The organism is Nonomuraea sp. NPDC049624 (assembly GCF_040675255.1).
Taxonomy (GTDB): domain Bacteria; phylum Actinomycetota; class Actinomycetes; order Streptosporangiales; family Streptosporangiaceae; genus Nonomuraea.
This window is the reverse complement of sequence record NZ_JBFAOR010000016.1, coordinates 88,937-103,234: the sequence shown is the minus strand read 5'-3', so window position 1 is coordinate 103,234 and position 14,298 is coordinate 88,937. Positions and strand designations below refer to the sequence as shown.

18 protein-coding genes, 1 tRNA gene and 2 pseudogenes are annotated in these 14,298 nt (G+C 70.0%); 7 read left to right on the top strand and 14 right to left on the bottom strand.

Translation table 11 applies throughout. The features are described 5' to 3' along the window. Positions 1–4 precede the first annotated feature (4 nt). On the bottom strand, positions 5–736 hold the full coding sequence (locus tag AB0J76_RS43925; protein ID WP_364393333.1) for a WHG domain-containing protein: 732 nt from the start codon (positions 734–736) through the stop codon (positions 5–7). 167 nt (positions 737–903) lie between these two features. Between AB0J76_RS43925 and AB0J76_RS43920 the strand changes: the two genes are divergently transcribed. The 4 genes from AB0J76_RS43920 to AB0J76_RS43905 all read left to right on the top strand — a co-directional run bounded on the left by AB0J76_RS43920 (position 904) and on the right by AB0J76_RS43905 (position 3,863). Then, positions 904–1,647, top strand: coding sequence for a siderophore-interacting protein (locus tag AB0J76_RS43920; RefSeq protein ID WP_352325756.1), 744 nt, complete (start codon positions 904–906; stop codon positions 1,645–1,647). A 19-nt stretch (positions 1,648–1,666) separates the two neighbouring features. Continuing rightward, positions 1,667–2,770, top strand: a complete 1,104-nt coding sequence (locus AB0J76_RS43915) for an FAD-dependent monooxygenase (protein WP_352325755.1) — start codon at positions 1,667–1,669, stop codon at positions 2,768–2,770. Beyond that, positions 2,770–3,207: a DUF6640 family protein gene (locus tag AB0J76_RS43910; protein WP_352325754.1), complete on the top strand. Its 438-nt coding sequence runs from the start codon at positions 2,770–2,772 to the stop codon at positions 3,205–3,207. The genes AB0J76_RS43915 and AB0J76_RS43910 overlap by 1 nt, the downstream gene beginning before the upstream one ends. A gap of 74 nt (positions 3,208–3,281) precedes the next feature. Then, positions 3,282–3,863, top strand: a complete 582-nt coding sequence (locus tag AB0J76_RS43905; RefSeq protein ID WP_352325766.1) for a recombinase family protein — start codon at positions 3,282–3,284, stop codon at positions 3,861–3,863. A gap of 463 nt (positions 3,864–4,326) precedes the next feature. Here AB0J76_RS43905 and AB0J76_RS43900 read toward each other — a convergent pair. The 3 genes and pseudogenes from AB0J76_RS43900 to AB0J76_RS43890 form a co-directional block, all read right to left on the bottom strand. Next, positions 4,327–4,446, bottom strand: a pseudogene (locus AB0J76_RS43900) (helix-turn-helix domain-containing protein); the annotation flags it as partial. Positions 4,447–4,507: 61 nt separating this feature from the next. Continuing rightward, positions 4,508–4,870, bottom strand: a pseudogene (locus tag AB0J76_RS43895) (SDR family NAD(P)-dependent oxidoreductase); the annotation flags it as partial. A gap of 23 nt (positions 4,871–4,893) precedes the next feature. After that, positions 4,894–5,547 (bottom strand): GntR family transcriptional regulator, encoded by a 654-nt coding sequence (locus AB0J76_RS43890; RefSeq protein WP_352325753.1) that lies wholly within the window; start codon positions 5,545–5,547, stop codon positions 4,894–4,896. A 56-nt stretch (positions 5,548–5,603) separates the two neighbouring features. Here AB0J76_RS43890 and AB0J76_RS43885 point away from each other — a divergent pair, with 56 nt between their 5' ends. Then, complete coding sequence (locus tag AB0J76_RS43885; protein WP_352325752.1) at positions 5,604–6,791, top strand: aminotransferase class V-fold PLP-dependent enzyme; 1,188 nt, start codon at positions 5,604–5,606, stop codon at positions 6,789–6,791. A 229-nt stretch (positions 6,792–7,020) separates the two neighbouring features. Here AB0J76_RS43885 and AB0J76_RS43880 read toward each other — a convergent pair whose 3' ends face one another. The 3 genes from AB0J76_RS43880 to AB0J76_RS43870 are packed head-to-tail and all read right to left on the bottom strand — an operon-like array spanning position 7,021 to position 8,358. Then, positions 7,021–7,155: a hypothetical protein gene (locus tag AB0J76_RS43880; RefSeq protein WP_364393327.1), complete on the bottom strand. Its 135-nt coding sequence runs from the start codon at positions 7,153–7,155 to the stop codon at positions 7,021–7,023. 31 nt (positions 7,156–7,186) lie between these two features. Further along, positions 7,187–7,507 carry a Tn3 family transposase gene (locus AB0J76_RS43875; RefSeq protein ID WP_352325765.1) on the bottom strand — a complete coding sequence of 107 codons (321 nt, stop codon included), beginning with the start codon at positions 7,505–7,507 and terminating at the stop codon, positions 7,187–7,189. Then, positions 7,459–8,358, bottom strand: a complete 900-nt coding sequence (locus AB0J76_RS43870; RefSeq protein ID WP_352325749.1) for a Tn3 family transposase — start codon at positions 8,356–8,358, stop codon at positions 7,459–7,461. Before AB0J76_RS43870 ends, AB0J76_RS43875 begins: the two co-directional genes overlap by 49 nt. Between AB0J76_RS43870 and AB0J76_RS43865 the strand changes: the two genes are divergently transcribed. Further along, positions 8,326–8,895 carry a hypothetical protein gene (locus tag AB0J76_RS43865; RefSeq protein WP_352325748.1) on the top strand — a complete coding sequence of 190 codons (570 nt, stop codon included), beginning with the start codon at positions 8,326–8,328 and terminating at the stop codon, positions 8,893–8,895. The two genes, AB0J76_RS43870 and AB0J76_RS43865, sit on opposite strands and share 33 nt — an antisense overlap. A 247-nt stretch (positions 8,896–9,142) precedes the next feature. Here the strand turns inward: AB0J76_RS43865 and AB0J76_RS43860 are convergent. The 7 genes from AB0J76_RS43860 to galU all read right to left on the bottom strand — a co-directional run bounded on the left by AB0J76_RS43860 (position 9,143) and on the right by galU (position 13,688). Continuing rightward, a tRNA-Ala gene (locus tag AB0J76_RS43860) sits at positions 9,143–9,216 on the bottom strand. 49 nt (positions 9,217–9,265) lie between these two features. Beyond that, positions 9,266–9,838, bottom strand: a complete 573-nt coding sequence (locus AB0J76_RS43855; RefSeq protein ID WP_352325747.1) for a hypothetical protein — start codon at positions 9,836–9,838, stop codon at positions 9,266–9,268. 124 nt (positions 9,839–9,962) lie between these two features. Further along, entirely contained in the window at positions 9,963–10,616 is a 654-nt protein-coding gene (locus AB0J76_RS43850; RefSeq protein ID WP_352325764.1) for a GNAT family protein, read from the bottom strand. Positions 10,617–10,674: 58 nt separating this feature from the next. Then, positions 10,675–11,154 (bottom strand): MogA/MoaB family molybdenum cofactor biosynthesis protein, encoded by a 480-nt coding sequence (locus AB0J76_RS43845; RefSeq protein WP_352325746.1) that lies wholly within the window; start codon positions 11,152–11,154, stop codon positions 10,675–10,677. Continuing rightward, positions 11,151–11,627, bottom strand: coding sequence for a cyclic pyranopterin monophosphate synthase MoaC (moaC, locus tag AB0J76_RS43840; RefSeq protein WP_352325744.1), 477 nt, complete (start codon positions 11,625–11,627; stop codon positions 11,151–11,153). Before moaC ends, AB0J76_RS43845 begins: the two co-directional genes overlap by 4 nt. Next, positions 11,624–12,799 (bottom strand): gephyrin-like molybdotransferase Glp, encoded by a 1,176-nt coding sequence (glp, locus tag AB0J76_RS43835; protein WP_352325743.1) that lies wholly within the window; start codon positions 12,797–12,799, stop codon positions 11,624–11,626. The genes moaC and glp overlap by 4 nt, the downstream gene beginning before the upstream one ends. After that, entirely contained in the window at positions 12,786–13,688 is a 903-nt protein-coding gene (galU, locus tag AB0J76_RS43830) for a UTP--glucose-1-phosphate uridylyltransferase GalU (RefSeq protein ID WP_352325742.1), read from the bottom strand. The genes glp and galU overlap by 14 nt, the downstream gene beginning before the upstream one ends. Before the next feature lie 24 nt (positions 13,689–13,712). Here galU and AB0J76_RS43825 point away from each other — a divergent pair, with 24 nt between their 5' ends. Then, complete coding sequence (locus tag AB0J76_RS43825) at positions 13,713–14,282, top strand: 5-formyltetrahydrofolate cyclo-ligase (RefSeq protein WP_358301060.1); 570 nt, start codon at positions 13,713–13,715, stop codon at positions 14,280–14,282. Positions 14,283–14,298: the final 16 nt, after the last annotated feature.

The following is a 14,298-nucleotide window of genomic DNA, read 5'->3' as shown; positions in this document are numbered from 1 at the left end:
GGAGTTATGCCGCCGCGTCGTCGATGCCGAGGGTGACCGCCAGGTCGTGCAGGCACTCTTCGAAGACGGGCTCCATGTCGGTGTAGGCGAAGTCCAGTTGGTGCAGGACTTCCATGCACAGCAGGCCGTACAGCCTGATCCAGCACGACAGGAAGACGTGTGCGGCCTCGGGCGGCAGTAGCCCGTCGATGGCGGTGGAGTAGGCGGTCAACTGCTCGCGCAGGGAGGCGGGCAGGTCGGCCAGGTCGGGCACCGGGAACGGCCGTGTTCGCCACAGCTCGACCGTCAGGTCGAGCAGGACCTGCTCGAAACGCAGGGCGGCCTGGTGACGCACCGAGCCGGCACCGCGGTTCGGCGCGGCGATGGGGCTGGCGAAGATCCAGCCGAACTCGGCGGGATGGGCGACGGCCCAGGCGCGCATGGCCCGGCAGACGGCCAGCAGGCGGTCGCCGGACGGCGCGCCGGCGCGGGCGTCGCGGGCCTGCTCCATGACGGCGGCCAGCTCGCGGAAGAAGTCCGCGGTCACCGCGCCGACCAGCTCGTCGTGGCCGGCGTAATAGTGGTAGAGAGCCGGACCGCTCATGCCGACCTGCCGGGCGACCGCGTTGATGGTCACCGCGGCTGATCCCTGCTCGACCAGCAGCCTGCGCGCGGCCGCGTGAATCTCCTCCAGGGTGGCCTGGCGCAGCCGTTCCCGCCTGCTGGTGTCTGCGGACATCATCACCTCTCTTGTCATTCCGTTGACATCTTAGGGCATCTATGTTTCCTTAATGGCTCTAAATAATCTAGAGCCTGTAAGGAGCGATATGTGGTGGATCCTTCTCGCGGTGATGGTGCTGATCGCGGCCGTGTGGTGGCGGATGTCCAGATCCGCTCACGTCCGGCGACGCAAGGACTCCTGACATGGCCCGCCCGATACGCGACCGCTTGTCCGGCAAGTACGCCATGGAGGCGACCGTCACCGTCGCCGAGCAGGTCAACCCGGCCATGCGCCGGATCCGGCTGGAAACCGACCAGCCTGTCGCCTTCCCCTACACGCCTGGCCAGCACGTCAGAATCCAGCTGCGGGACCCGCTGTCGGTGTCGGGCATCCTGCGTCCGGCCGAGACGCTGCGTACATACACGATCTGGGACCTCGCCCCCGACAGGAAGGCGATCGAACTGCGCGTCCACCTGTACGCGGGCGACGGCATCGGACTGCAGTGGGCACAGGCCGCGCGGCCCGGGAACCGCGTGACCTTCTGGTGGCCGCAAGCCGACTTCTTCATCCGCGACGCCGGCTACCACGTGTTCATCGGCGAGGAGACCGCCGGCGCCGCCTTCTGGCCGATGATCAGAGCACTGGGAGCCCCGGCCCAGGTGTACGGCGTCCTGGAGAGCGAGATCCCCGAGCACGACCTGGCCATGTCCGGGACGCCGCCGCTGCGCCGCGTCCACCGCCACGGCGCCCCCGCCGTCGCCTCCCCGGTGCTGCTCGCCGCCGTGGCCGAGCTCGACCTGCCGGGCAACGCCGGAGCCGCCTACGTGGCCGGCGAGGCCAGAACCTGCCAGCTGGTGCGCGACTTCCTGATACGCGAACGCAACTGGCCCCGAGCCTCGATCAAGACCAAGCCGTTCTGGGCCCCGGGCAAGCGCGGCCTGCACTGACCCTCAAGGAGACCTGAACATGAAAGTGACCATCGTAGGAGGCGGCATCGGCGGGCTCGCCACGGCCGTCGCCTTCCAACGGCGCGGCTGGCAGGTGGAGGTCCTCGAACGCGCCGCCGAGTTCACCGAGGTGGGCGCGGGACTGACCATCCAGCCCAACGGCCTGCGCGCGCTGGACGCCATCGGCCTGGGCGACCGCCTGCGCGCGGGTGGCTCGGCCGACCCCCTCGCGGGGATCCGCAGCAGGCGCGGTGACTGGCTGATCCGCAACGACGTCGGCAGCCTCAAGCGCCGCTTCGGCCCGTGGGTGACCGTGCACCGAGCCGCCCTGGTCGACCTGCTGAGAGCAGCCGTGCCGCCGGAGGCTCTGCGGCCCGGCATCGACGTCCAGCACGTGCGGCCCGACGGCACGGTCCGCCACGACGGCGGCGCCCGCACCGCCGATCTCGTGGTGGGCGCCGACGGCGTGCACAGCGTGACCCGGCGCTCCCTCTGGCCCGAGCTCCCCGGGCCGCGCTACGTCGGCTACACCACCTGGCGTCTCATCGCTCCGCCTCAGCCCGTCGAGGGAAGCGTGGAAACGTGGGGCAGGGGCGAACGGTTCGGGCAGGTGCCGATGCCCGACGGGCGCATCTACTGCTACGTGATGGCCAACGCCCCGGCCGGCTCCCACGTCGGCCTGAACGAGCTGCGCGAACGCTTCGCCCGCTGGCACCGGCCCATCCCCGAGCTCCTCGACTCCACGCACGAGGAGGCGGTGCTGCAACACGACACCCACGAACTGCCGGCGCTGCCGACGTACGTCTCCGGGAACGTCGCCGTCCTCGGCGACGCGGCCCACGCCATGACCCCCAACCTGGGGCAGGGCGCCTGCCAGGCGCTCGAGGACGCAGTCACGCTCGCGCACGCGGTGGACACCCTCGGCGTACGCGCAGGGCTGGCGGCCTACGACCGCATCCGGAGGCCGCGTACCCAGCTGATCGTCCGCCGTTCCCGCCAGGCCGGCGCCGCCGCGCACTGGACCTCCACCCCGATGACCACCCTGCGGGACGCGGTCCTCCCGCTCCTCCCGAACGTGCTCTTCGCCCGCTCGCTCACCCCCGCCTACACCTGGACGATCTGATGCCCCTCCCACGAATCCTGATCATCGCCGTCGCAGCGATCACGACGGTCGGCGCCGTACTCGCCGACCTGGCCATCCCCGGCCTCGCGGCACAGCACGCCTTCAACCCGGCCTGGCCGCCCCACGCCAAATTCCACGACGCCCAATACATGGTGATGACCGTGCTCCTCGGCCTCACCGGGCTGGCCCTCGCACTACGGCCGGCCCGGAACACGCTGCTGCACGCCGCCGCCGTCCTGTCCATCCCGTGGCTCGGCATGATCGGTGCGCTCCTGTTCCCCGGCACCGCCACCTACGACCCGGAGTTCGCCGACCGCACTGTCTTCGTCCTCGGTCTGCACGGGCAGGTCTTCATGGCGATCGTCCTGCTCGTGGCCTTGCTGGTCGCGACAGCGGCGACACTGCGCATGCCCGTGGTCTCCGCCGCCCGGCCATGAGGGCCGGCACAGCCCTGCCTGGTTAGGGGCTCCCAACAGATCCGGCGTCCCGACGATCAGCAAGCAATGGCTAGATCACCCGCTGGAGAGCCGCCCTGGCGGCGGCAGGATGTGAGCCGATCTCCTCCGAGAAGATCAGCACGCGTGTGAAGGTGCGGCCGGAGTTCGCCAAGGCCATGGAGTACGTCCGCACGATCAAGTCTGCCGTCCCGCACCAGCGGGTGATCTTCACGGTGCATGAGATGAAGCGCCTGGGGCGCGGCGCGGCCGAGTTGCTGACCATCGCCGAAGAGCTGCGCCGGGCTGATATCCAGCTGGAGTTGCTGACGGGCCCGTTGCAGGGGGTGTACGACCCGTCCGGGCACGGCGCGGCGTTGTTCGCGTTCTTCGCCGGCATGGCCGAATCCGAACGCGGGTACATCCGGGAGAAGTCTCTCGAGGGCCAGGCTTCAGCCCCCGAGCGCGGCCGCCATGGCGGCCGACCGAGGGTGTTCGACGACGACATGGTCGCTTATGCGCGCAGCCTGCGTGAGCGCGGGGTCCCGGTGCCGGAGATCGCGTCCAGGCTGGTCATCTCCACGGGCAAGAACAAGGGACGTCACCCGTCGTTGTCCAGTGTCTACCGGGTGCTGGCCAACGACGGGCCCGGCGCCTGACTGCGCGGCCTCGGGCCTCAGCTGCCTGGAGAGGCCGCTGTCTTCGGCCGAGGCGTCCCGGCTCGGCGCAGCACGGCCCAGTTGCCCAGCCGGCTTCGGCCTGGACCGCGCTCCAGGCGCTACCCGATGCGGTGATAGCGGTGGGCGTGTCCAGGAACAGCGGCCTGTCGGCGCCCAACTGGCTGGCCCAGATCAGCAGGCCGTCGGCGGTCAGCACCCGGGTGATCTCGGCCGGAACAGCAGCGCGTCGACCAGGGCCACGGTGCCCGAGCCGAGCTCCAGCAGGTCCCGGACGGCAGCGGACCGCCGCGCGGGCCAGGGTGTCGGTGAGGAAGTCCAGCCGGCCGGTGGCGTGCTCGGTGTCCCAGGCGGACGCCAACTGCTCGAACAGGCCGGCGACGAGGGAAGCCAGGTCGGGCGTCCACGCCGCCGGGTCGCCTGCGCTCTGGCGGGCCAGCCGGCGCAGCTCGGCGCCCGCGCCCAGGCGGTAGCCGCCGGCCCCCCTGGGCGTGGCGTGCACCGGGTAGCCGGGCGAGCGCAGGCGCTCGACGTCGTTGCGGATGGTCCTGGTCGAGACGCCGAGCGGCGGCTCGCATGAACGGGACGGCCGCCTGGCAGGCCAGGAAGGTCCCGACGACGTTGATCTCAAGGCAGCGCCGGAGCTGGGCCGCGCCGAGCTCGCCGACGTCGCCCCTGGCCTGGATCCCCGCACTGGTCACCAGAATGTCTAGGCGGCCGAATCGCTCGGCGACCTCACCCGCCGCCCGGTGGACGCCGGCTTCGTCGCTGACGTCGCAGGCCAACGCCGAGGCGGCCCGGCCTGTGCGGGATGTGATGCGTGCCCCGGCCCGCTCGCCGGCCTCCCGCCGGCGGCTGACGAGCGCGACCGTCGAGCCGGCCTCCGCGAGGGCGAGCGCGATGGCGTGCCCCAGGCCTGAGGAGCCGCCGGTGACGATGGCCACATGTCCGTCCAGGTCGGTGCGGCAGGCCGGTGTCTTCCCGGTCATGATCTCCCTTTCCGAGCCGCGATCTACCGGGTGGGCCGGTGCGGGTCCTGGCCGAGATAGGCGGCTCCGTTGACCCAGTTCTGGACGAGCCATCGCGCTCCCTCGGTGAGGTCTCCCTCCCGGATCGCGGCGAGGATACGGCGGTGTTCGTCGATGCTGCGCCGAGCCCGGTCGGGGCCGCCGAAATAGAGTACGTCGTAGCGCTTGAGCAGGGGCTTCGTCTGGGCGATGATCCGGATGAGGGGGGCGTTGGCGCAGGCCGAGAGCAACAGGTCGTGCCAGCGGTCGTCGAGCGCAGCCAACTCCTCCCCCTGCTCCAGAACGGCCTGCATCTCCTCGAGCTGCTCCTCCAGCCGGTCAACGAGTCCGAGCAGGTCCTGCGGCGCGGTCCACCGCAGGGCGAGGGCCTCCAACTCGCCTACCAGCGGATACAGCTTGCGGGCCTCGTCGATGTCCAGAGGCGGCACGCGGAAGCCACGCCGCGGCTGGGCGACCAGCAGGCCGCGGTCGGTGAGCTCCACGAGCGCCTCCCGCAGCGGCGTGCGGCTGACCCCCAGCTCGGCCGCCAGGTGGACCTCGTTGACGCGCCCCTCGGCGGGCAGGCGACCGTCCAGAATGCGTGCGGTGACCTGCTCCGATATGTCGCGCCGCAGCGGAGCCGTGTCGCTGTGGTTCATTCGCCCCCTCGTTTGCATACAATGCCTCACTACTGTATTCAGTTTACATGTTTTGCATGCAAGCTGTTGAACAGGCTCGGGCCGACACGCCCGGCTGTACCTACGTGACCCACCTGGACAACGCGGGCACCTCGCTGCCTCCCGCGATCGTGACCGACACGGTGATCGCCCACCTGCGCGCCGAGGCACTGCGCGGCGGCTACCGGGCGGCCGCTGATGCGGCGCCCCGGCTCGCCGCGGTCCGATCCTCCGTCGCTGCCCTGCTCAACGCAGCCGCCGAAGACATCGCACTGACCGACAACGCGACTCGAGCGTGGCAGGCGGTGTTCTACGCCTTGCCGTTCGGCCCCGGCGACCGCATCCTGACCTGCCGCGCCGAATACGCCAGCAATGTCATCGCCTTCCTCCAGGTGGCCGAGCGCACCGGGGCACGCGTCGAGGTGGTCGACGACGATGAAAGCGGCCAGATGGACGTGGAGGACTTGCGGCGCCGAATGGACGGGCGGGTACGCCTCATCGCGATCACCCACGTCCCCACTCAAGGCGGTCTCGTCAACCCCGCCGAGGAGGTGGGGCGGCTGGCCGAGGCGGCCGGCGTGCCGTTCCTGCTGGACGCCTGCCAGTCGGCCGGCCAGCTCGACCTGGACGTCGAGCGGCTGCACTGCGACGCCCTCAGCGCCCCGGGCCGCAAATACCTGCGGGGCCCCCGTGGCACGGGCTTCCTGTACGTACGGCCCCGGCTGCGCGAGCAGATCCGGCCGGCCGTACTGGATCTACACTCCGCCGCCTGGACCGGCCCAGACAGCTACGAGATCGACAAAACCGCGCGGATGTTCGAGACGTGGGAGCGCAACGTCGCCGCCACGCTCGGCCTGGGCGCCGCTGTCGATTACGCCCTGTCCCTGGGGCTGGGCAACATCGAGGAGCGGGTGCGCGACCTGGCGCGGCGGCTCCGGCAGGACCTGCGGCAGGTGCCCGGCGTACGGGTCCACGACCAAGGCGTACGGCAGTGCGGCATCGTCACCTTCACCGTCGCGGGGATGCCCTCGGCCGATGTTCACCGCAGGCTCGCCGAGTTGGACGTCAACACGTCGGTCTCGCTGCGAGAGTACGCTCCGTACGACATGGGCGCGCGGGGGCTGCCCGACCTGGTCCGCGCCTCGGTGCACTACTACAACACCGACGAAGAGCTGCGCCGGCTTGTCGAAACCGTCGACGGACTTCGACGCCTAGGGCACCAGTGATCTCACTCACGCATGGCGGCGCCCTGGGCCGGCACCCGCCCAGGGTTTCGCGCCGATGACAAAGTGGACAGCAAGCTTGTCATACCGGGTGGCCGTGGCGCGGTTGCGTCTGAGCTGGTTGATGCCGCATTTCCACAGCGTGACGCTGACGGTAGAGGGCGGGGCGAGGCCTTCGCCGGCTTCGGATGCTTGCGGACCTTCTCCTTGTTCGCCACAGCCTGCGCCTTGTTCAGCAACTGGTCTCCATCAGCAGGTCGAGCAGCTCCAGCGTTTCATCGACGGACTTGGCCTCCAGCAGCCGGACGATGGCATACTCCGACTCGGCCGGTCGGCAGCACGTGGCCCGTCGTCGGGCACGGGCCAACTCACCCCTTCTCACCCCATCCGTGCCTCCCTTAACGGCACGACGCGATGGCTGCTCCGGGAGCCAGTCCCAGCTCACGCAGTTGCGCGGGCCGCAGCGGTCGCCATCCGCTGGTGTCGAGCTCGGCCAGGTCCGCCTCAACGTCGACGTTGATGACGCCGAAGAAGTTGATGTCGTCGCTGTGGCCGGGCGAGATGTGCGACAGGATCTCGTCCGGCACATCCCGGCCCTGGGAACGCAACTCCAGCACCGCCCTGGAGTAATATTCGGTCGTCCAGGCGGCCACCGCGTTGGTCAGCAGGGTCAAGCACCACGCCTGCTCGGTCTGCTGTTCCAGGTGCGGCCGGGTGATCGTGCCCTGCTGGGCGTAGAGCAGGTCGCGGCACAGCGCGTGCAGGCTCTCCCTTGTTCAGCTGCCGCGATCTTCCGCCTGAAGGCCGGGTCCGACAGATATTCGGCCAGGTGGACGGTCCTTCTGAGCATGCCCCACTCCTTCAGCGCGGCGGCCAAGGCGTTCTGCCGGGACGCGGCCGACCACGTGCCGACGATCAGCGAGGCGGTGGCCTGCCCGTACTTCAGCGACCCGGCCATCCGCAGAAGGTCGGGCCAGCAGCCGGCAATGAGGTCCTCATTCCAGCGCGCCCCCAGCAGCGGCCCGGCAGGCGGGTAACGCTTGGCGATCTCGGTCGGGGTGGCGTCACGGACCAGGGTGACCCGGGTCAGATCCCGCAACCGCGGAGTGAGCGCCTTGCCGACCAGGTCGAACAAGACAAAGTTGATGAGCATGGCTCCGTGTGTCGGTAGGTCGGTCGCGTTGCCCAGAAAGTCGTCCAGGACATGGTGTGCCTTCCGCGCCGTCGGCACGATGATCGTTGTGCCGTACGTCGACCACTGATCCGAGACGTGGGTGTAGGTGGACAGCACCTGGCCGCCGTGAATGACCATGGTCCGGCAGCGGGAAGTGCAGGGCAGCGTCCACGGCACCCTGTTCATCGACGGCCCCCCAGCCTGTCCACTGATGCCCGACCGGCTCGCCCACGCCACCACCGGCCTGGACGACGCCGCCATCCGCGCGCCGTCGGAAGAGCTCGCCGCGTTGATCGCCGCGCGAGAGCCGTACTTGCTGCGCCTCAAACAGAGCGCGAACGCAGACGGCGCCATCCGCTTCCAATGCCCGGCAGCAGGCACCTCCCCGGCGGTCACCTGCCCCCGCTACGACCGCCTCCACCAGCACGGGCCCAGCGGCCCACCGCGGTAGACCTGACCGATGCCCGACAACGAGCCGCCCACCCTGCGGCCAAACCCCGCGTCCTGCCCCCGGCACCCGACCACAAGACCGGCGAACTGCCGAAGATCTGCCACCAGCACACCATCACCGTCCGCAAGGACGACCTCGGCCACCTCGACAAATTCCGCCAGGACCTGGCCTACCTGAGTCCCGCCTGGATCGGGACCTACAAATCCGTCCACGCCAACACCGAAGGCATCAACGGCCGGCTCAAGGGACATGGCCCCGACCTCGGCAATCCAAAGAACCGGCTCGCCCACGGCCGCGTCGCCCAGACCATCCTGATCGCCCTGCTCGTCACGGTCGCCAACGACGACTTTCTCGACCAGTGGCGCTATACCCACCAGCTCCAAAACGAGCCGATCACACCCGCCGACACCCCGCAGACTCCAGTCGAGCCCTTCGACGGCACGCCACCCACAGGCCAGAGCAGACCACCACCCGCCCCATAAGCCGCAAAACCCGCCACCCCACCGCAGCGCCCAGCCCACCGTCGGCTTCGCCATGCCCAACGGCCGGATCTCTGTCCTCCACCAGCGGGCTGACACCATCCAGGCCTTCCCGGACACCTGCTCCGCGGTCCCCAAACCAGGACGAGCCCGATTCGGAAACCCCTGAAACGACAAGATCCCGCCTGATCGCGATGATCAGACGGGATCCCGTCAACTTCAGTCCAGCCGTTTCGAGAACGGCCTTGGGTGGAGATGAGGGGATTCGAACCCCTGACCCCTTCGATGCGAACGAAGTGCGCTACCGGACTGCGCTACATCCCCAAGGACTCGACCAGATTAGCAAACTCCCAAGGGTCCTCGCGCCATCCTCTCAGTCCCCCACCGCCCGTTTGGGTGGTTCGGCGTACTGGTCGAACAGGACGTCGGCGTGCAGCGCGGTCAGGTCGATCACCTCGGCCTCCACCTCGGCCGCCGCCCGGCGCCGCTCGCGGGCCCGTCGCAGCCGCTCAGAGCGCGCCTGGAGGGCCCGCTCGCGGCGTTCGCGATCCACCTGTACGGCGATCCGCAGAAAGGCCATGTACGACAGCATGACGACCACGGACGGCGCCACGCCCCACCACGGGATCATCTCGACCCCGGCCGTGACCACCGAGGCGAGGACGAGCAGCGCGGTGAAGAACAACAACCTCCGGCGGCGCGCTACGATGATCGCCCTACGCCGAAGCCGGAACTGCCGGACATCGACCTTCTCGACCTCCGGCGCGTCCTCGTCGCCGAGGGTGGCGTCGAGGTTGTCCAGGTCGGGCAGGGCGTGCTCGCCGGTGTAGTGCTCTTCGAGTTCGGCCAGCTCCTGGAGGTTCGTCTTGTCCCGGCGCAACCACATCGGGATCAGGACGCACAGCCACATCACCACAATGGCGACATAGAGGAAGGCGCTGCTCACGACCACCTCCGGGCAGCACGAAAGCGCGTCTGTGCTCGTCGCGCCTTCATTGTGCTCACGTCACGCACCGTAAGACCGTGTGTCACTGATTGACGAGCATTCGGTGCGGTGTGTCGCGAGATCGTCAAACCTCTTCGATCGGAGAACCGCCGTGAGCGGCCGCCTCACGGGCGCGCCGCCACTGTACGAGCAGGCCGCCGGGGACGTCCTCGACGGTCAGCGCGTAGCAGATGTGGTCGCGCCAGGCCCCGTCGATGTGGAGTTGGCGACGCCGAATGCCTTCTTCCCTGAACCCGAGCTTCTCCACCACCCTACGGCTGGCCTGGTTCTCAGGACGGATGTTCGCCTCTAGCCGATGCAATCCGGTGGTGAAAAAGCAATGATCGACGGCCAGGGCCAGGGCGGTGGGGATGATGCCCCGCCCGGCCAACGCGCCGTCCACCCAGTAACCGACCTGGGCGGAACGGGCAGATCCCCACACGATGGCCCCCACGGTGAGCTGCCCCGCGAAGCGGCCGCCGTAGGTGACCACCCAGGGCAGCGCCAGCCCCTGCCTGGCCTCACGGCGCAGGGTGCCGACCATGGAGATGTACGGGCCGAGCCCCGTCCTGAACAGCGGGGTCTCGGGGTTGCTCGGTTCCCAGGGGCGCAGCCAGTCGGCGTTGCGCAACCTGGTCTCGCGCCAGACGCGTACGTCGCTCAGCCGCAGCGGCCGCAGGCCTACCGGGCCTTCGTTCAGAATCGCCGGCCAGCCACGAAGTCGATCCACGCCTCTCATCATCCCCCCATCGGGCTCGATGTCGCCACGGATCATCGATCGGCAGACCGAAACCTGGTCAGCGGGGGTGATCGCCGCCCTTCATCTGCTCGACGGCGTGCCGCAGGACGGGCGCGAGCACCGCCACCCCATCCCGGACGCCGCCGGACGAGCCGGGCAGATTCACGATCAACGTGTCACCCGCCTGACCGGCCAGCCCCCGGGACAGGACCGACGTGGGCACCTTGTCGCGATTCGCCAGGCGAATGGCCTCCGCAATACCGGGAATTTCCCTGGTGATCACGCGGGCGGTCATCTCCGGCGTCAGGTCGAGGGGCGTGAGCCCGGTGCCACCGGTGGTGACGATCACGTCGTAACCCTGCGCGACGCCGTCCCGCAAGGCCGCCTCGACCGCGTCGCCGTCGGGGACGACCACCGGCCCCGAGACCTCGCAGCCGGCGTCGGAGGCCAGCAGCTCGGCCAGCAACGGCCCTGATTTGTCGGCATAAATCCCGGCGGACGCGCGGTTCGACACCGTCACCACGAGCGCCCTGATCACGTGGCTTCCCTGGTCCACAGGCCGGTCTTGCCGCCCACCTTCTCCTCCACCCGGACGTCGGTGATCACGGCGGCCGGATCGACCGCCTTGACCATGTCGATCAGCGCCAGCGCGGCCACGGTGACGGCGGTCAGCGCCTCCATCTCCACCCCGGTGCGGTCGGCCGTCCGCACCCGGGCGGTGATCGCCACCCCCCAGTCCTCGACGTCGAGCAGGACCTTGACGCCGTGCAACGCGATCGGATGGCAGAGCGGGACGAGGTCGGGCGTGCGCTTCGCCCCCATGATCCCGGCGATCCTGGCCACCCCCAGCGCGTCGCCCTTGGGCACCTCGCCCGACCGCAGCAGCGCCACGACCTCCGGCGACAACAACACCCGCCCGGTCGCCGTCGCGGTACGGGCGGAGACGTCCTTGGCCGAGACGTCGACCATGCGGGCCGCGCCCGTCTCGTCCAGATGGGTGAACTCGCTCACAGCCGGATCACCTCCACCTCGGACCCGCCGGGCACCTCGGTCACGTCCTCCGGCACCACGATCAGCGCGTTCGCCGAGGCCAGGGCCGCGAGCTGGTGGGAGCCCTGCCCGTGGACCGGCGCGACCGTGCCGTCGGAGGCCAGCACGCCGCGCAGGTACGAGCGCCGGCCCGACGGCGAGCGCAGCGCCGCGGTGACGTAGGCGGTCACCGGGGCCGTGTCGGTGGGCAGGCCGCGCATCTTGTCGAGCGCGGGGCGGACGAACAGCATGAACGACACGAAGGAGGACACCGGGTTGCCCGGCAGGGCGAAGATCGGCACCCGGTCGTCGCCCAGGACGCCGAACCCCTGCGGCATGCCGGGCTGCATCGCGACCTTCTCGAACCGGACCGTGCCGAGCGGCGCCAGGGCCTCCTTGACGGGCTCGTAGGCCCCCATGGAGACCCCGCCGCTGGTGATGATCGCATCGGCGCGCACCAGATGGGTGTCGAGCTGGTCGAGCAGCACGGCGGGATCGTCGCCGACGGACCCCGCGCGGAACCCCTCGGCGCCCGCCGCGCGCACCGCGGCCGTCAGGGTGAAGCTGTTGGACTCCCAGATCTGCCCGCGGCCCAGCGGCGCCCCCGGCTCGACCAGCTCGGCGCCGGTCGAGATGACGACGACGCGGGGCTGCGGACGCACCCACACGCGCCGCCGTCCCACACCGGCGATGATCCCGAGCTGGGCCGGCCCGATCACCGTGCCGGCCTTGAGCACCACCTCGCCCGCCTGGACGTCCTCGCCCGCCCGGCGAATCGCGTTACCAACCGGGACATCACGATTTATCCGGACGGAGACCGTGCCGCCGTCCGTCCACTCCACCGGCACGACGGAGTCCGCCCCGGCCGGCATGGGCGCCCCGGTCATGATGCGGACGGCATGCCCGGGGCCCACCGCCCGCAGCTCGTCGGACCCGGCGGCGACGTCGTCGATCACCGGCAGCGTGCCGGGGACGTCCTCGGCCCTGACCGCGTAGCCGTCCATCGCGGAGTTGTCGAACGGCGGCAGCGGCACCGGCGAGGAGACGTCCTCGGCCAGCGTCGTGCCTAGCGCCCGCTCCAGCTCCAGCTCCAGCGGCGCCAGCGGACGCACAGTGGCCAGGATCTCGGCCAGATGCGCGTCAACCGATCTCATCGAGGAACTCCCGCAGCCACGGCACGAACTCCGGCGCCAGATCCTCGCGATCGGCGGCGAACTTCACCACCGTGCGCAGATAGTCGAGCTTGTCGCCGGTGTCGTACCGCCGCCCGCGGAACAGCACGCCGTGCACCGGCCCGCCCTGCTCGGAGCCGCGGCCGGCCAGCGTGCGCAGCGCGTCGGTGAGCTGGATCTCGTTGCCGCGGCCGGGCGGGGTGTTCTCCAGGACCTCGAAAACGGCGGGATCGAGCACGTATCGCCCGATGACCGCCCACGTGGAGGGCGCCTCGTCCACCGGCGGCTTCTCCACCAGGTCGGTCACGCGCACGACGTCGTCCTCGACGGTGCCGGCGATGGTGGCCACGCCGTAGAGCGAGACCTGCTCCCTCGGCACCTCCATCAGCGCCACCACGCTGCCGCCGAACGTGTCGCGCACCTCGATCATGCGCTTGAGCAGGTGGTCGCGGTAGTCGATCAGGTCGTCACCGAGCAGGCAGGCGAACGGGTGGTCGCCGACGTGCTGCTTGGCGCACAACACCGCGTGCCCCAGCCCCTTCGGCTCGCCCTGCCGCACGTAGTGCAGCGTGGCGAGCGAGGCGGGCTCGCGGACCTGGGACAACCGTTGCTCGTCGCCCTTGGCCTCCAGGGCCTCTTCCAGCTCGAACGCGCGGTCGAAGTGGTCTTCGATGGACCGCTTGTTCTTGCCGGTGACCATGAGGACGTCGAGGAGCCCGGCGGAGGCCGCCTCCTCGACGACATACTGGATCGCGGGCTTGTCGACGATGGGCAACATCTCTTTGGGTGTCGCCTTGGTCGCCGGGAGGAACCGGGTGCCCAGACCCGCGGCGGGCACGACGGCTTTCGTCACAGGGTCGAAGTCAGCCATGAGTAGACCCTAGTGGAGGTACCTGTGGACAAGCTGAACCTGCGTCGCCGACTGCTCGCGGCGCGTACCGCTCTGCCCCCCGAACAACTGCGGGCAAACGCCACCAAGGTCCGCGAGACGCTGCTCGAACAGCCCTGGGTCCAGATGGCCGGTCTGGTGGCTTGCTACTGGTCAGCGGGGTCGGAGCCCGAGACGCACGGTCTCGTGTTCGCTCTGTGGAAACACGGCGCGACGGTGATCCTTCCGGTGCTGAAAGAGGACAATGACCTGGATTGGGCGGTCTACGACGGCCCGGACACGCTCGCCCCTGGCCGCTTCGGCATCATGGAACCGGTCGACACGCGCCGGGGCGTCGACGCCGTCCGCACGGCCGCGCTGGTGATCGTGCCCGCCCTCGCGGTCGACCGCCGCACGGGGGTGCGCCTCGGACGCGGCGGCGGTTCCTACGACCGCGCGCTGGCCAGGGTGGGGCCCAACGTCCCCACGGTGGCCCTGCTGCACGACGGCGAGCTGATCGACGACGTGCCCGCCGAGCCGCACGACCACCGGGTCCGTTTTGCGATGACCCCGCGCGGACTCACTAGGCTTATGTGACCGAAGGGACGAGAGG